Source organism: Xenorhabdus bovienii SS-2004 (assembly GCF_000027225.1).
Taxonomy (GTDB): domain Bacteria; phylum Pseudomonadota; class Gammaproteobacteria; order Enterobacterales; family Enterobacteriaceae; genus Xenorhabdus; species Xenorhabdus bovienii_C.
In genome coordinates, this window is record NC_013892.1 from 3,979,536 (window position 1) to 3,995,601 (window position 16,066).

The 16,066-nt window shown below is 45.0% G+C and carries 14 protein-coding genes; 3 read left to right on the top strand and 11 right to left on the bottom strand.

Annotated elements, in window-relative coordinates; translation table 11 throughout:
* Window position 1: 1 nt before the first annotated feature.
* Window positions 2-1,828: an ATP-dependent DNA helicase RecQ gene (gene recQ, locus XBJ1_RS17660; protein ID WP_012990410.1), complete on the bottom strand. Its 1,827-nt coding sequence runs from the start codon at window positions 1,826-1,828 to the stop codon at window positions 2-4.
* Window positions 1,829-2,232: 404 nt separating this feature from the next.
* Here recQ and XBJ1_RS17665 point away from each other — a divergent pair, with 404 nt between their 5' ends.
* The gene (locus XBJ1_RS17665; protein WP_012990412.1) at window positions 2,233-2,718 is read left to right on the top strand and encodes a thioesterase family protein; all 486 of its coding nucleotides are present in this window, start codon (window positions 2,233-2,235) and stop codon (window positions 2,716-2,718) included.
* Between the two features lie 153 nt (window positions 2,719-2,871).
* On the opposite strand, the gene XBJ1_RS17670 is transcribed toward XBJ1_RS17665, so the two are convergent.
* Window positions 2,872-4,038, bottom strand: coding sequence for an MFS transporter (locus XBJ1_RS17670; RefSeq protein ID WP_012990413.1), 1,167 nt, complete (start codon window positions 4,036-4,038; stop codon window positions 2,872-2,874).
* A gap of 82 nt (window positions 4,039-4,120) precedes the next feature.
* Window positions 4,121-4,297, bottom strand: coding sequence for an IS1 family transposase (locus XBJ1_RS23085; protein ID WP_080515987.1), 177 nt, complete (start codon window positions 4,295-4,297; stop codon window positions 4,121-4,123).
* 507 nt (window positions 4,298-4,804) lie between these two features.
* On the opposite strand from XBJ1_RS23085, the gene rarD reads away from it, so the two are divergent.
* On the top strand, window positions 4,805-5,695 hold the full coding sequence (gene rarD / locus XBJ1_RS17675) for an EamA family transporter RarD (protein ID WP_012990415.1): 891 nt from the start codon (window positions 4,805-4,807) through the stop codon (window positions 5,693-5,695).
* Window positions 5,696-5,732: 37 nt separating this feature from the next.
* Here rarD and corA read toward each other — a convergent pair whose 3' ends face one another.
* The 7 genes from corA to lptM form a co-directional block, all read right to left on the bottom strand.
* Window positions 5,733-6,683, bottom strand: coding sequence for a magnesium/cobalt transporter CorA (corA, locus tag XBJ1_RS17680; RefSeq protein WP_012990416.1), 951 nt, complete (start codon window positions 6,681-6,683; stop codon window positions 5,733-5,735).
* 91 nt (window positions 6,684-6,774) lie between these two features.
* Complete coding sequence (gene uvrD, locus XBJ1_RS17685) at window positions 6,775-8,949, bottom strand: DNA helicase II (RefSeq protein WP_038199494.1); 2,175 nt, start codon at window positions 8,947-8,949, stop codon at window positions 6,775-6,777.
* A 56-nt stretch (window positions 8,950-9,005) separates the two neighbouring features.
* Entirely contained in the window at window positions 9,006-9,722 is a 717-nt protein-coding gene (gene yigB / locus XBJ1_RS17690; protein WP_012990418.1) for a 5-amino-6-(5-phospho-D-ribitylamino)uracil phosphatase YigB, read from the bottom strand.
* Window positions 9,722-10,636: a tyrosine recombinase XerC gene (gene xerC, locus XBJ1_RS17695; RefSeq protein ID WP_012990419.1), complete on the bottom strand. Its 915-nt coding sequence runs from the start codon at window positions 10,634-10,636 to the stop codon at window positions 9,722-9,724. The genes yigB and xerC overlap by 1 nt, the downstream gene beginning before the upstream one ends.
* Window positions 10,633-11,337 carry a DUF484 domain-containing protein gene (locus tag XBJ1_RS17700; RefSeq protein WP_049778834.1) on the bottom strand — a complete coding sequence of 235 codons (705 nt, stop codon included), beginning with the start codon at window positions 11,335-11,337 and terminating at the stop codon, window positions 10,633-10,635. Before XBJ1_RS17700 ends, xerC begins: the two co-directional genes overlap by 4 nt.
* 48 nt (window positions 11,338-11,385) lie before the next feature.
* On the bottom strand, window positions 11,386-12,210 hold the full coding sequence (dapF, locus tag XBJ1_RS17705) for a diaminopimelate epimerase (RefSeq protein ID WP_012990421.1): 825 nt from the start codon (window positions 12,208-12,210) through the stop codon (window positions 11,386-11,388).
* 47 nt (window positions 12,211-12,257) lie between these two features.
* Window positions 12,258-12,440, bottom strand: a complete 183-nt coding sequence (lptM, locus tag XBJ1_RS17710; RefSeq protein WP_012990422.1) for an LPS translocon maturation chaperone LptM — start codon at window positions 12,438-12,440, stop codon at window positions 12,258-12,260.
* Between the two features lie 79 nt (window positions 12,441-12,519).
* Between lptM and cyaY the strand changes: the two genes are divergently transcribed.
* Window positions 12,520-12,837 carry an iron donor protein CyaY gene (gene cyaY, locus XBJ1_RS17715; RefSeq protein WP_012990423.1) on the top strand — a complete coding sequence of 106 codons (318 nt, stop codon included), beginning with the start codon at window positions 12,520-12,522 and terminating at the stop codon, window positions 12,835-12,837.
* A 375-nt stretch (window positions 12,838-13,212) separates the two neighbouring features.
* Here cyaY and XBJ1_RS17720 read toward each other — a convergent pair whose 3' ends face one another.
* Window positions 13,213-15,813: a class I adenylate cyclase gene (locus tag XBJ1_RS17720; protein WP_071822530.1), complete on the bottom strand. Its 2,601-nt coding sequence runs from the start codon at window positions 15,811-15,813 to the stop codon at window positions 13,213-13,215.
* Window positions 15,814-16,066 lie beyond the last annotated feature (253 nt).

Genomic DNA, 16,066 nt, shown 5'->3' on the forward strand with positions numbered 1-16,066 from the left:
GTTATTCAAAACCTTCAAAATGATCACGGATGAGCGCCATGAAAACATCGCCAAAACGCTCCAGTTTACGCTGCCCAACACCATTAATCAGCAGGAGCTCATTAGGTGTTATCGGGCATTGTTCTGCCATTTCAATCAGCGTAACGTCATTGAAAACGACAAAAGGTGGAATGTTATTTTCGTCAGCAATGGATTTACGCAATTTGCGCAATTTGGCAAATAACTTACGATCATAATTGCCACTGTATGATTTGTTTTGCTGATTCCGGCTTTTCAGGCTTTGGATACGTGGTACCGCAAGTTGTAAAGACGCTTCTCCCCGCAAAACAGGCCGTGCCGCTTCTGTTAATTGTAACGCCGAATAATTGGCTATATTTTGGCTAATCAATCCCAGATGAACAAGCTGACGCAGGACACTCATCCAATGTTCCTGACTCTGTTCTTTACCGATACCGTAAATGGGCAATTTGTCATGGCCAAAATCACGAATGCGTTGGTTATTTGCACCACGCAATACTTCTACAATATAGCCAATACCAAAACGTTGTCCAACGCGGTAGATACAGGAAAGCGCTTTTTGCGCATCCATCAGACCATCGTAACGTTTTGGTGGATCAAGGCAAATATCGCAGTTGCCGCATGATGTCTGCTGGCTTTCACCAAAATAGTTGAGTAGTACCAGCCGACGGCAAGTCTGGGCTTCCGCAAATGCGCCCATGGCATTCAATTTGTGCCGTTCAATATCCTGTTGCTCACCTGCCGGTTTTTCTTCCAGGCAACGACGCAACCATGCCATATCCGCCGGATCGAAAAACAGTATCGCTTCCGCCGGTAGGCCGTCTCTCCCCGCCCTGCCTGTTTCCTGATAATAGGATTCGATATTGCGCGGAATATCAAAATGCACCACAAAACGTACGTTAGGTTTGTTGATCCCCATACCAAAAGCGACGGTTGCCACAACGACCTGCAAATCGTCACGCTGGAAAGCGTCCTGCACCCATGCCCGTTGATTGTTATCCAGCCCAGCATGGTAAGGGGCAACACTCAGCCCCCGCTTTTGCAGGCGTTCAGCGGTTTCTTCCACTTTAGTTCGACTGTTGCAGTAAATGATCCCACTTTTTCCCTGCTGACCACGCACAAATGACCATAGTTGATCGAGAGGTTTATATTTCTCAACCAATGTATAGCGGATGTTGGGGCGATCAAAACTGCTGAGGTGGATAAGCGGATCGTGCAGTTCCAGCAGGCGAGTAATGTCCTGACGGGTTGTTTTGTCCGCCGTTGCTGTCAGTGCAATAAATGGAAGTTCAGGAAAGCGTCGGCGAAATTGCCCCAGCGCGCGATATTCTGGCCGGAAGTCATGCCCCCATTGAGAAATACAGTGTGCTTCATCAACAGCCAGCAGCACAGGGTGCCAATCATGCAATTGATCGAGAAAATTATCTGTTACCAGCCGCTCAGGCGCGATATAGAGAAGCTTGATGCTTCCTTGACGGCAGCGTTGAATGATATCAACCTGCTGCTCACGGTTTTGGGTTGAGTTCAAACATTCCGCTTCTACGCCGTTCGCCCTCAGTTGATCAACCTGATCTTTCATCAGCGAGATCAATGGCGAAACCACCAACGTCAGCCCATTGTTGATCAGGGCAGGGATCTGGTAACACAGCGACTTACCGCCACCGGTTGGCATGACGACCAGACAATCACGCCCATCGAGAACAGCATCAATAACCTGCTGCTGTCCGGGACGAAATTGCTGATATCCGAATGTTTTTCGTAATACTTGTTCAGCCAGCGATGCCGTGCTGATGACTTCTGCGGTAGACACGCCTTCCCTCAATCATTTAAAAAAAACAGGCAGTAAAAAATACAGACGCGATTCAGGTGCCTGTACATACTATGCTATCTCACTGTTGAAACAATGACAGCATATCATTCAGCATGGTGTCGATGCCAAAACGGATCTTCCCGAAATCATCATCGATCATGGATTCTCCATATCCACTGAAATCACTGGGTATAAAAACGGCTATCCCAAAACTAAAACGTCACCTGTTTATTCTACACACTGAATGGTGATTTTCTGTAGTAAGTTTTCCTTCAATAAATTGTTTTTCGAGGTGCTTCGCAAACTGGTAAGATGAGTTATAAAAGCATAAACTTAACAAATTATTAACCATAAGGTTCTGTTCAACATCAGCTTACTGACTTTTTAACATCAGGAAATCCGACATGGAAACAATACAGCGATCAACCCAGCCATTAACACAGGAAGAAGCCCGTAAGATTATTGGTGATTTATTTGTTTATCACATGCCATTCAACCAATTGCTGGGATTCGAATTACTCCGCTTTGATCACGACTATGCAGAGCTTCAATTTCGCAATCAAGATAAGCTGGTCGGCAACATGGCCCAGAAAATCCTGCACGGTGGCGTGATTGCCTCAATATTGGATGTTGCCGGTGGCCTGATTTGCGCAGGCAACGCTCTGACGGCAATGGAAACCATCACGATAGCAGAAATGGAAAAACGCCTGCCGACCATCGGAACTATTGATTTGCGTATTGATTATCTGCGTCCGGGACGCGGTGAAGTGTTCACCGCCAGCAGCAATATCGTCCGTAGTGGCAACAAAGTATCAGTTGCCAGAATTGAACTGCACAATGAGCGGCAGGTGCATATCGCCAGCGCAATGGCGACGTATTTGGTTGGGTGATACTTTTTATTGACTCCCAGAGGAGAAAAATAAAGTCATTTATTTTATTATAAAACAATCTAAATATTCCGCGTGTTTTGATAAAATCACCATACGTGAATTTTCTCATTTTAAATGGCACCCTTTTTCAATTCACGCGGCGCGCTACAGTAGTTATTGGCTGGATTCAGTATTAATTATTTTAAAATCATTGCTTTTCATACTATAAAATTGAAGACCTAATGAAATTACCATAGAAAATACCGCGAAATAGATTAAAACCATAGTTCCCATTCCCAGAGATATAACTACTCCACCTATTATCGCTCCTACCGAGCTTCCTAGGTAGTTAATCGAACTATTGAGAGCTATGGCAGCACTTCCGTGTTTAGGTTGATAAGATAATAAAATATGTTGCTGAGGTGCCCCTGATGCCCATCCCATAGCACCCCATATAAAGAACGGTAAATATTTTATAAATGATAGATTAATCATTATCGGAATACACATGACAGAAATCATTAAAATAATTAATATAAATGCCATTAAAATTTTTGGCTTCTTAAAGTAGTCAATTATATATCCAATCGATAAACTTCCAAATAATCCCCCCAGACCCCAAGCCCATAAATACATTGTTAAATTATTTGAATCATTAATGTCTTGTAATAATGGAGATAAATAGGTGTATAAGCCTAAACTTGCAATACTTGCAAAAAATGTTATTAGTACAGTGATTGTGACCCTTTTATCCAAAAACATTGCGATTCTTTCTGTTATTGCAGGTGGTGCTGTGACTGGAACGTGTGGTAGAAATTTTAGAATACTTAACGCAGCAATAAAACTCAGAATAACGACAAACCACATTGCAGATTGCCAATTAAATTGGTCGGCGATATAAAGACCTATAGGAACACCTAACACAGTTCCCATGCTCATTCCACCTATTGTTAGGCCAAGTGCTCTTCCTTTTTTGTCTATAGGAACCAACAGAGTCGAGCCGGCTACAGCTAATGGTGAAAACAAACCAGCACCAACACCTGCAATCGCTCTGGATATCAAGAATACAGAAAAATTTGGGGAAAGAGCCGTTAATGCGTTTGCAAGTCCAAAAATTACTATAGCGGTTAATAGAACCTTTTTTATAGGTTTTCCTGCTAAAAGAGATGCAAATAGTGGGGCTGATATTGCATAACATAAAGTAAATATACTTACAGATTGTCCGATTTGAGAGGCGCTTTTTTGATAGGTTTCACTGATCCCCGGTACAAGCCCTGCTATAATATACGCATCAAACCCTAGAGCAAACATACCTATAGCTAAAAAAATAATTTTTTTCATATTGTGCTACCTTATGCTCATGTAATTCAAAATAACAAGTACTCTTGGTTATAATTCATTAAATTAGAGTAATGTTTTTTTATCAAAATAATTTGCATTTCATGCCAGTAGCGCCATCAGACGCATCAGTGAATTCCCGTTGCCAGGAATGACGGCAGGACTGGCAAAGATAACGTTGATGACCAGAGCGAGAGCGCCCATTACGGTGACCCCCTTTAACTGCACAACAAGATGGGCAGGTCACATCAATCTTTGCCATCTGAATGTTCGCCAAATAGGCAGACTATACAGGATTCAATAAATTGATGTCATGACTGAAATGAACCATTGTGTTATCGATTTCTTATTGATGAAAATAGCACTCTAAATAAAAAAACCGATTTTACTATCATATAAACACCTACTATCGGGATAGAGCATTAGATAATTTAATGATAAAAAATAGTCAGTTACATTGATTGTATAAGATTAGAACAGGCTAATTTCTAGATAAATTACGTTTAGTCCATCAACCACGAAAGTTCATTTTTTAATCCACTTCTGAACACACAAACTTTGAGATGAAAAATGAGTTAGATTGTATAAATATAGTGAATTATTTTTTAATAAATACAAATTAAGTATAAAACGCCATTAAATTGAGTGGCAAAATTTTATTCATCCCTCACAGCATTAACCCCTTGTAAATCATTCATCCCAGTGACACATTGTATGAGTGCTAACAATTCACAAGCTCTTCTGATTTTATTTTACATTCAAGGATATTATGACTGACCAACAGACTGCCAAAGGCGTTCTATATGCCTTGGGCGCTTATCTTATCTGGGGGCTGGCTCCCATCTACTTCAAGACCATACAACAGGTACCGCCCGATGAAATCGTGTCGCACCGTGTTATATGGTCTGTGTTCTTTATGGTGCTACTGCTAACGCTGACACGCCACTGGCGTAAAGTGTGGGTCGTTGCCCGTCAACCGAAAAAACTGCTACTGTTAGGTATCACCGCTTTCACTATTGCCAGTAATTGGCTTGTCTATATCTGGGCAGTCAATAATGGGCATCTGCTGGAAGCAAGCCTCGGGTATTTTATCAATCCACTGGTTAACGTGCTGTTCGGCATGATATTTCTTGGCGAGCGTTTCCGCCGGATGCAATGGGTTGCGGTAGGGCTGGCCTTCACCGGCGTATTAATTCAGTTATGGCAATTTGGCTCTGTACCCGTGGTTGGACTGTACTTGGCGATGACATTTGCCGTTTATGGGCTGATCCGTAAAAAATTGGGCGTTGATGCCCAAACCGGCATGATGATTGAAACTGTCTGGGTATTTCCGGTCGCGATGGTCTATCTTCTCTGTTTTACCAGCAGCCCAACCAGCAATATGCTAGATAACACGCTATCACTGAACATGCTGTTGATTGCCGCGGGTATCATTACCACTGTTCCGCTACTGTTTTTCACCGCAGCCGCTGCTCATCTGCGTTTATCCACACTGGGATTTTTCCAGTATCTTGGTCCAACGCTGATGTTTTTGCTGGCAACGCTGGTTTATGGTGAACAAATTGGTCCGGAGCGCCTGATCACGTTTGGTTTTATCTGGGCTGCATTGATCCTGTTTACGCTGGATGCTCTGTACACCCAGCACCGCTTGCGCAAGTAGCCGAATTATCCCTCCGCCCACCAATGGGCGGGGATTATTACAGCCAGTTTTTCCGCTTGAAATAAAGGTAAGGTGCTAATCCCGCGGCAATCATCACACCAATGGCCGCAGGGTAACCAAATGTCCAGTGTAATTCCGGCATAAATTCGAAGTTCATACCGTAACTGGAAGCCACCAGCGTTGGCGGCAGGAATACGACGGAAACAACCGAGAAGATTTTGATAATGCGGCTCTGTTCGATATTGATGAAACCCATAGCCGCCTGCATCAGAAAGTTGACTTTCTGGAACAGGGATTCGTTATGCGGCAACAGAGATTCGATATCTCGCAGGATTTCGCGGGCCTGTTCAAGCTGATTAGCGGGCAGGCGGGCGCGACGCACGAGGAAGTTGAGCGCGCGCTGGCTATCCATCAGACACAGACGGACTTTCCAGCCGATATCTTCCTGCTCGGCAAGGTTTGAAAGCGCTGAGTCAAATTCATCCCCCTGCTTGCCTTCCATGATAACTCGACTCAGGGATTCCAGTACGCTGTAAATATTTTCAATCACATCTGCCAACTGTTCGATCTTAGTTTCGAACAAATCCAACAGTAGCTCATAGGCATTCCCGTCAACCATAGTCTGGTTGCGGGCGCGCATTCGGTATAATCGAAATGCAGGAAGTTCACGCTCTCGCAGTGTGTAGAGACGACTGTCACGGATGGTAAATGCCACTGTCGAGTTACCAGCATGATCTTCGGCATCTTCAAAGTAGAAGAATGAGTGGACGTGCAGACCATCTTCATCTTCAAAAAAGCGTGCCGATGCCTCAATATCATCCAATTCAGTGCGGGTTGCCAGTACTTGCCCCAGTTCATTCTGAACACGGAGACGATCTTCATCTCCCAGCCCCACTAAATCTACCCACATAGAGTCAGATAACTGATCACCGTTTTCAAGCTCAAGACGGAGCAGGCGATTATTCTCTAATTTAAATGCGTTCAGCATGTACCATAAGTCTCCTTATACTCCCTACGTTTATCGTAAGGCGCGAATGTTACGCTTAGACGAAAAAGCCTGTCAACATTCGACCGGATTATTATTGGCCTGTTTCAAGTCTGGCATAAGCAGCAACCAGCCACTTGATACCTTCACCTTGAAACGCGATTTGCAGGCGGCAATGTTCCCCACTGCCTTCGATATTGATAATCGTTCCTTCACCAAATTTCGGATGATGTACACGCTGACCAAGTGCGTAACCACTGTCGCCGGCACTGATAGGTGTTCCCAGCTGCTTATGGCTGACCGGACGTGATACGGTTGCCCGCAGACGAACTTCAGCAACACATTCCGTCGGCAGTTCCCCGACAAAACGAGACGGGCGATGATACACTGCCTTGCCATATAAACGACGGGTTTCGGCATAAGTCAGTGTCAGTTTTTGCATCGCCCTTGTCACGCCCACGTAGGCCAAACGACGTTCTTCTTCCAATCGCCCGCCTTCGTCAAGAGACATTTGGCTGGGGAACATTCCCTCTTCCATACCGACGATGAAGACCTGCGGAAATTCCAAACCTTTCGCAGAGTGCAGGGTCATCAACTGTACGGCATCCTGATAAACATCCGCCTGCCCTTCCCCCGCTTCGAGTGCCGCATGGGACAAAAAGGCCTGCAATGGCATCAAGTCTTCATCTTCATCCTTAAAACTGAACTGGCGGGTTGCAGTAACCAGTTCTTCAAGGTTTTCGATACGCGCCTGTGCTTTTTCGCCTTTTTCCTGCTGATACATCGCCCACAGGCCGGAGTCACGGATAATGCGGTCGGTTTGTACGTGCAGCGGCATCTCCTGCGTTTCCGTTTCCAACGCGTCAATTAATTCAATAAAACGCTGCAATGCAGATGCAGCACGCCCCGCCAACACTTTTTGCTGAAGCAGCAGCAGACAGCTTTCCCATAGCGTTTTCTGCTGATCACGCGCCACTTGACGCACAACATCGAGCGTTCTATCCCCGATACCCCGCGTCGGCGTATTGACCACACGCTCGAAAGCGGAATCATCATAACGGTTCGATACTAAACGTAGGTAAGACAACGCATCCTTGATTTCCTGACGTTCAAAGAAGCGCTGGCCGCCATAAATGCGGTAAGGCATAGAAACCTGCAATAACGCCTCTTCCAACACACGGGACTGGGCATTACTGCGATACAGGATCGCACACTCTTTCAGTGCACCGCCGTTATCCAACCAATGCTTGATACGGCTGACCACATAACGTGACTCATCCAGTTCATTGAAAGCACAGTAAAGTGCAATCGGTTCACCTTCCCCGCCTTCTGTCCACAGACTCTTACCCAATCGGTCGTTGTTATTAGCAATCAGAGCGTTAGCCGCTTTGAGGATATTGCTGGTGGAACGATAATTCTGTTCCAGACGAATGGTTTCTGCGGCGGGAAAATCCCTGAGAAAACGCTGGATATTTTCCACCTGCGCCCCACGCCAGCCGTAAATCGACTGATCATCATCACCGACAATCATCACCTTGCCGCTATCTCCTGCCAGCAGGCGGATCCAAGCATATTGAATACTGTTGGTGTCCTGAAATTCATCCACCATAAGATTAGTGAAACGCTCACGATAATGTTGCAGGATCTGCGGTTTGTTCAGCCACAATTCATGAGCACGCAGCAGTAATTCGGCAAAATCTACCAATCCGGCGCGGTCACACGCTTCCTGATAGGCTTGGTAAATTTTCATCCATGTCGTTTCTACCGGATTGCCGTAGATTTCGATATGCTGAGGGCGCAGTCCTTCATCTTTTTTACCGTTGATGTACCACATGCCCTGACGGGCTGGCCACTGTTTGTCATCCAGATTCATCGCCTTGATAATACGCTTGATCAGTCTGTGCTGATCTTCACTATCGAGGATCTGGAAATCTTGCGGCAGATTGGCGTCAAGGTGATGAAAACGCAGCAGGCGATGAGCCAGACTATGGAATGTTCCGATCCACATTCCCCCTTGGCTGGTGCCAATCAGGTTTTCAATCCGGTGGCGCATTTCAGCCGCTGACTTATTGGTAAAAGTCACTGCCATGATGGAAAAAGGTGACGCATTTTCAACTGACAGTAACCAGGCGATCCGGTGAACCAGCACGCGCGTTTTACCACTGCCAGCCCCAGCCAGCACCAGCATATTGGTACGCGATGCCGTAACAGCTTCGCGTTGTTTATCATTCAGGCTTTCGAGCAGATAAGAAACGTCCATAATTACCATCAATTGAGAACAGTCACTTTTGTCACTGTTTTTTTTATACAGATCACAATATGAAATTATATCAGTGCGATCAAAGAAGCCAAATCAGAAATCTCAACATGTGGAACCCGGCGCCCTTCGGGCTCCTGCATCAGGTTTCTATTTTCGAGGTTAATCCAGCAGGCCTGCATGCCACTGCACAGAGCACCTTCCACATCAGTTTTCAGATTGTCGCCAACATGCAGGATCTGGCTTATTGGCAGGTTCAGCCGTTCAGCCGCCAGATGATACATATCTGGGTAAGGTTTAGCCCGCCCGTCCACCCCCGCTTTGAGGACAAACTCAAAATAAGGTTCAAGCCCGCACGCAGCAGGTTCGGCATTCCCATTAGTGATCGCCACCAACGGAATTTTTTTCGCCAGTACAGATAAAGTATTATAGGTGGATTCCGGCACGATGATCTGATTACGCCAATAAGTAAAGCAGGACATAAGTTCATCCGCACCACGCAGGGTCTCCTCACGATTGAAACCGTGGTGGCTGAACATCAATTCTACTGACTGGCGGCGCCAAGATGTCACGTCATGGTAAATTTCAGGCTCCGACTCAAGAACCGCCTGACGGTACACATACAGATCTTCTCTCTCAAAATGATTGAACTTGACATCGTACTGCCTGATAAAACACAACACTTCTTTTTCGGTTTTATCGATTACTGGATGATTATCGTAAAGCGTATCATCCAGATCGAATGTCATCGCAGCAAACGGCGCGAGAGGCCGATAAAAACGCATTATGATTTTCCTCGTTTGGCTCTGGGATGGGCCACATCATAGACTTTGGCCAGATGCTGGAAATCCAGATGGGTATAGATCTGGGTCGTCGATAAATTCGCATGACCCAGCAACTCCTGCACTGCACGGAGATCACCACTGGATTCCAGAATATGCGTGGCAAAAGAGTGGCGTAGTTTATGGGGATGGATATGGCTGTTGACCCCTTGGCGAACGCCCCACTGTTCAAATCGTTTTTGTACATTACGGGCAGAGATCCGTTTTCCGCTTTTGGTAGAAATGAAAACGGCATTATCTTCCGGCTCAAACAATTCCCGCATTTCAAGCCAGCGCTGGAGCCATTCCAGTGCTATGCGACCCACGGGTACTTTACGTTCTTTACTGCCCTTACCCTGCACCCAGACTTCACCACTTGCCAGCTCCAGATGCCGGCAATCCAGGCCAACCAGTTCTGACAAACGCAAACCTGCACCATACATCACTTCCATCATCGTCCGGTCACGAACGGACAATGGATCATTCAGGTTGATATTGAGTAACTGATTGACTTCGTCCACATCCATGTTTTTGGGCAAATGGCGCTTTTTACGCGGTGCACTAACGGCTTTGGCAGGATTGGCATCCAGTTCCCCCTGTATTACCATCCAATCAAGGAAAGTACGCAGAGAAGAAAGACGCAGAGCCAGGCTGGCAGACTGCAACCCCGCCCGACGGCTGCGGGAAGCAAACATTCTGACTTTAGCCGGATCAAGTGCCTGCCACTCATGTATCCCCATATCCAGTGACATAGATGCCAGAACCACCAAATGACGACGGTAGTTAGTGATCGTCAATGGGCTTAAACGACGCTCAACCCGCAGATAATGCAAAAAGGTTTCTACTGGTTCAAGCAGCAAGTCAAGCGGCTGAGTCATACTCGTTCTACCCAGCGGGACAATAATTCCGGTAGCAATTTCGCCAGATGATCAAGTAGATCGGTTCCCACACCTTCATGATAGTGCTGTTTATTGCGGCTGTTGAAAATCACCATGCCCAGCTCCCCCCGTGAACCCAAAAGGGAGATAGCGACTGAACCTACATAGCGAGCCTGTGGTATCAGCAGTAAAATTTCTGGACCATACAGTGTGCCAAGATAATGGTTACTGTCACCAAATCGCTGAATGCGGACAGGCTCAAAAATATGACGCGAGATAGCCAGCTCCGGCGCATTCAGCGGCGCACCAAGACGCCATTTATCACTGAATAACCGAACATAACTATTACTCAACCCAAAGGTTTTCGACCATGAACTCAAGCGGGAAAGAAAGTCCTGCAAACTTTTGGCAGCGGAGAGATCAGCGAGTAATTGCAGCAGACGGCAAAACAGTATTTCATTCTGTTTCGCCTGCTCCACCAAATGTAACAAATCGTCTTCCAGATGACAGATGCGCTTTCTCTGGCGATCCATGTGCCATTCCATCAGGGAGACACATTCACGCACCGGATGAGGAACGCGTATCTTATCGACTCTATTGGCATTGCGGATAAAAAACTCAGGATTATTCAGCAAATAATCCACTACCGCCTGATCATTCAGCCAATTTTCCAAGTGCAGTGGATCGTCATTTTTACCCATTTTCCAATGCCCCATATTTCAATAATGACTCAGATAAAACTGAATCCATCACAAATGAATCGTACCTTCATAAACGTGAGTTGCAGGCCCTATCATATAGAGTGGCTTGCCCGGCCCGTCCCAGCAAATTTGCAGGAAACCACCCGGCAGATCAACGCGAACCTGACTATTCAGCAGATCTTGCTGGATACCGACGGCGACGGCTGCACATGCACCGCTGCCACAAGCCCGTGTCTCTCCTGCACCACGTTCAAAGACACGCAATCGAATATGACTACGATTCATGATCTGCATGAAACCAATATTCGCCCGCTCAGGAAAACGGTCATGATTTTCCAATACTGGCCCCAAAATCTCCACTTCTGCGGTGTCGACATCTTCAACCTGTATCACACAATGAGGATTTCCCATCGACACGACACCGCAGAGCACGGTGCGTTCAATGGCACGGATAATATAGGTTTTCTCCGCCTTAATGGCACGAAAAGGAACATGCTGTGGTTCAAAGTCCGGTTCTCCCATATTGACACAGACCTGATCATCATTGGTGATGCTCAGTACCATCCGGCCTGTTTGCGTACTGACCTTAATATCACGCTTATTGGTCAATCCTTTCAAGCGAACAAAACGGGCAAAGCAGCGCGCTCCGTTGCCACACTGGGAAACTTCACTACCATCAGCATTAAAAATGCGATAGTGAAAGTCTAAGTCAGGATCGTAGGGAGCTTCAACGATCAGTAATTGATCAAAGCCCACGCCAGTACGTCGATCAGCCAAACGGCAGATTAATTCTGGCGAAAAATAAACATTCTGGGTCACTGCATCAACGACCATAAAATCATTGCCAAGACCATGCATTTTGGAGAACTGCATATACTACTCCAACATAGACTGCTCCAAGAGAAACCAGATTATCGGTGCTATTTTTGTTGAGTATCCGATTGTGTATTGTGTTCTGGCTGTGCTTTATTTTCCTGATCTGCGGGAGCCTGTGTCACAGTCGGCTCTGCCGGCGGGAAATAAAGAGGACCTTTCAAGCCACAACCAGAAACCGCAAGTAATGTTATGATAGCCAGTGACCAACGGAATTGTTTTTTCATCATAATAATTAATGCCTGTAATTCATGCGTCAATACTCTCTATAATCGCAGTTAGACCCTGAAAAGCAAATAGGAAATGAACATGAACGATAGCGAATTTCATCAATTGGCCGATCAATTGATGCAGCGTATTGAAGAGCAACTAGATAACTACGATGGCGATGCCGATATTGACTGTGAAACAAACGGCGGCGTAATGACGCTAACTTTCGAAAACGGCAGCAAAATCATTATCAACCGCCAGGAACCCTTTCATCAAATCTGGTTGGCAACCAAAAGTGGTGGCTACCACTTTGATTATCAGGAAAATCGATGGATTTGTGACCGTAGTGGTAACGATTTTCTATCCATGCTGGAACAGTCGATCACAGAACAGAGTGGCGAATCATTTCAGTTTTAGAATTTGTTTTGCTACTACGCAGATAATTTACCGCTTATGCCGTATTGAAATACGGCATTTTTATTACCTTCCATAAACCTAATCGCTGTAGATCACCATAAAACCAATTGCAATAATATAAAATATAAAATATAAAATACAACAAGTCATTAATATAAGTCTGAAATATAGATATTAAAGAAAAATATTATTACTAATTAATTAATTTTTTATATTAACATCAAATTAATTAACGATGTTTTTATTATAGTAAAATACAATATAAATCTATATTTAATTAATTAAATAAATAAATAAATAAATAATAAAAATACGTTTTAAATGTAATATATAATATGCCGGAAATTCACGTATTTTTAAATTATTCGTTTTATATCAATAGGGATACAACGAATGACAAGGATCATGTGACCTACACGAATCATCCAGAAGTACATCAACACTGTACGCTGTATCATTAAGTTTCGTATTATCCGGTGGAAACACTCCATCTATAAATGGAGAGACATGAGTACGCTCACCTTTCCTGATGATTTGATAGAACTGTGGTAAGTTGAAGTTGATAAAACTCGAGCCATAAGTAAAACGATCATGCGAGGAAGAATAAAAACGGCTGACGTCACAGACTAGTTCTTCTTTGCTGCCCTCACAATGGGAATAAATTTCTACCCGATTTGACTCATCAAGAATATAAATATTGAACCCCTGACTTTTTTCAATATCTTCGAAGAAAAATTGAATAATTCCTTCACAGGCAAACCCATCGATCACGGGAGGTAAATGCTTTTCTTTGTTATCTATCTTAACGGGCAGGCCGTGCAATTTAGTATTGGAAATCGCGCCATAGAATTCCACAGCATTTTCTAATTTCTGTACCGAAACGTTTAACCGTTCAAAAAACAAACCCCATGTCTGGCCTGAAATGCGTAACGCCTTAAAGCGATTGGGATCCTGACGGTTACTACACAGACGCAACTCTATACATTCTGAAACTAACTGCTGGACGCGAGTTCGGATCAATCCACGCAAATGCTCGCTATAGCAGAACACATCAACCTCAGCGGGTGGTGCCGCATCCTGATGCATTTTGCCCAGTATGGTTTTCAGCGCTTCCAGCATGGATTGTTCGCCACTGAAATGCAATGTCCTCACTTCATTCCACGAGTTACGGTAAAGCAGGTCGATGCTCCCCACCAGACATTGCTGCAATTCACCAAAACTGAAAACATCCAGCTTTCTGAAATCAAAATGCACGATCCGATTGGAAAAATCCGTAGTGGGATCTTTTTCCAAATTAACAATAATCGCCAGATGACGAATCTCACAGGGGCTATATAACGCTTTCGGCGTCGGCGCAGGCAGGCGGATTGGAAAATGGGTAGCGATATCGTTCACCAAATCACACAGATTATTCCGGTCACATTGCGACTTCCCGTGATGAATATGGATACGAGATTTTTTAGTCAGCAGGCCGTTAAAATAGGTCCACGCCACCAATTTATTTAAATAGCGGTTATATTCCAGTGGCTGGTGGCCGATGATCGATTCTATCGTGGGCGCGTGATTGTAAAGATACCAGCCGCTACGGTTTACACGCCCGGGCGGAACATAGATGAACGTCAGATCCTGTTCTGTCAGATCCGGTGAAATTTGTGGATTCACCAGAGTGACTTTACCGGGCAAAGCTTCAAATGCTGCATACAATTTACGGGTCAGTACACCGATATCCTGTGGGCTGGCACTCACACTTAAATTGTTACGCCGGGCAAAGCGGATCAAATTGCGATAACTCATCATCATGGTATCCAGTAATTCATTATGAGCATCACGCACTAGCCCGATTTTCCATGAATTACGGTTATCCAGCATTGCCAATTTGCCGGCATCCCAACCCCACTCATGCGCCAGCTGCGACATGACCTGATGACGCCATCCTGTACAGCCTTTATCCTCGTGGCTTTCCAGCATCTTTTCGCAAACTTTCAGGTAAAAACAACGACGCGCTAGATCCAGACGTGTGAAATCGTTCGTTGCGGTGAGATAACGGGTTACACGCTCAAGCATCATGCTATAAGAATCAAGACCGAAGGAAACAATAGAACCATCATGGAAATGTTGCTTCATCTCCATTGACAGCAATTTTCCGTTCGGATATTCCCATGAGTAGGCCTCCAGCAGCAGACTTTTCAAAACTGCTTTATAAGGAGAGTCAACACTCTTGTAGAGCTGCCACAGGCTTGCCCCAAAATATTCTTCTGCTGACAGTTCACTCAATCCGCCCAGATCCAGCCACTCGTTTGGCGTCAAAACACCTTGGGCATAAAGAGACAGCACATATTCGTCATACTGCCCCTCTTCTTCCACCGGAACCATCATCCACAGCAAACGTTTACCTGCCATGCAGACCGCTGTGCGATAAAATTCATCCAGCAGAAGGATGTGCTGGGTTGTTCCGCAGTCTTCCCCGTTCAGGCTGCCACAGGCATTATGACGAAAGCGATTTTCATCAACCAGAAAAAATGTCACCTCAATACCCAGCGACCCCGCCCACTGTTCTATCAGAGTGCATTTCTGTTCCAGTAACGCTTTTTCATTATGATCCAGCCAGGATTGATGACAGATCCAGATATCCAGGTCAGAAGAACAGCTTTGCCCTATAGAAGAGGTGCTGCCCATCGAGTAAATACCCGTAATCGGCAGCTCACCGTTGGGAGCGAGTGACAAAATATCAGCAGACTGACATGCCAGATCATTAATCCAAAATTGCTGAGATTCATCAGGCGTGAAGAAACAAACGCCATGAGGAACGTTGCTTTTGATATAACCGGGCATCATTGGATGATGATAATGCAATAATACCGGAATTAAATTATAGACCTGCTTAAAAACGGGACTCATTGAGCTGGTCGCGCGCTCTAACTTAAGCTGGTTAATTGCATCCAGTCGCTGCTTCAATGTTTCAATATAGAGATACAAGAGTTTCGCCTGATTGAGTTCCAGTGCCTAAAGTAGCCCCCGTTTCCGATAAAGCATCGTATTGCAAGATGACTTTTAAAAATTTTTACAAAATTATTGTCGGAAACGTGATCAATTTAACACCTTGCAGTCGAAGCGTAAAGTACGCAATACCACCTTTCCGCCCTCTCCGCAATAGACGATAATCAACTAACTCATTGTAAAATATTACATTAATCACAGAATAGACATAATAATACGTTTTTTGAAAAAG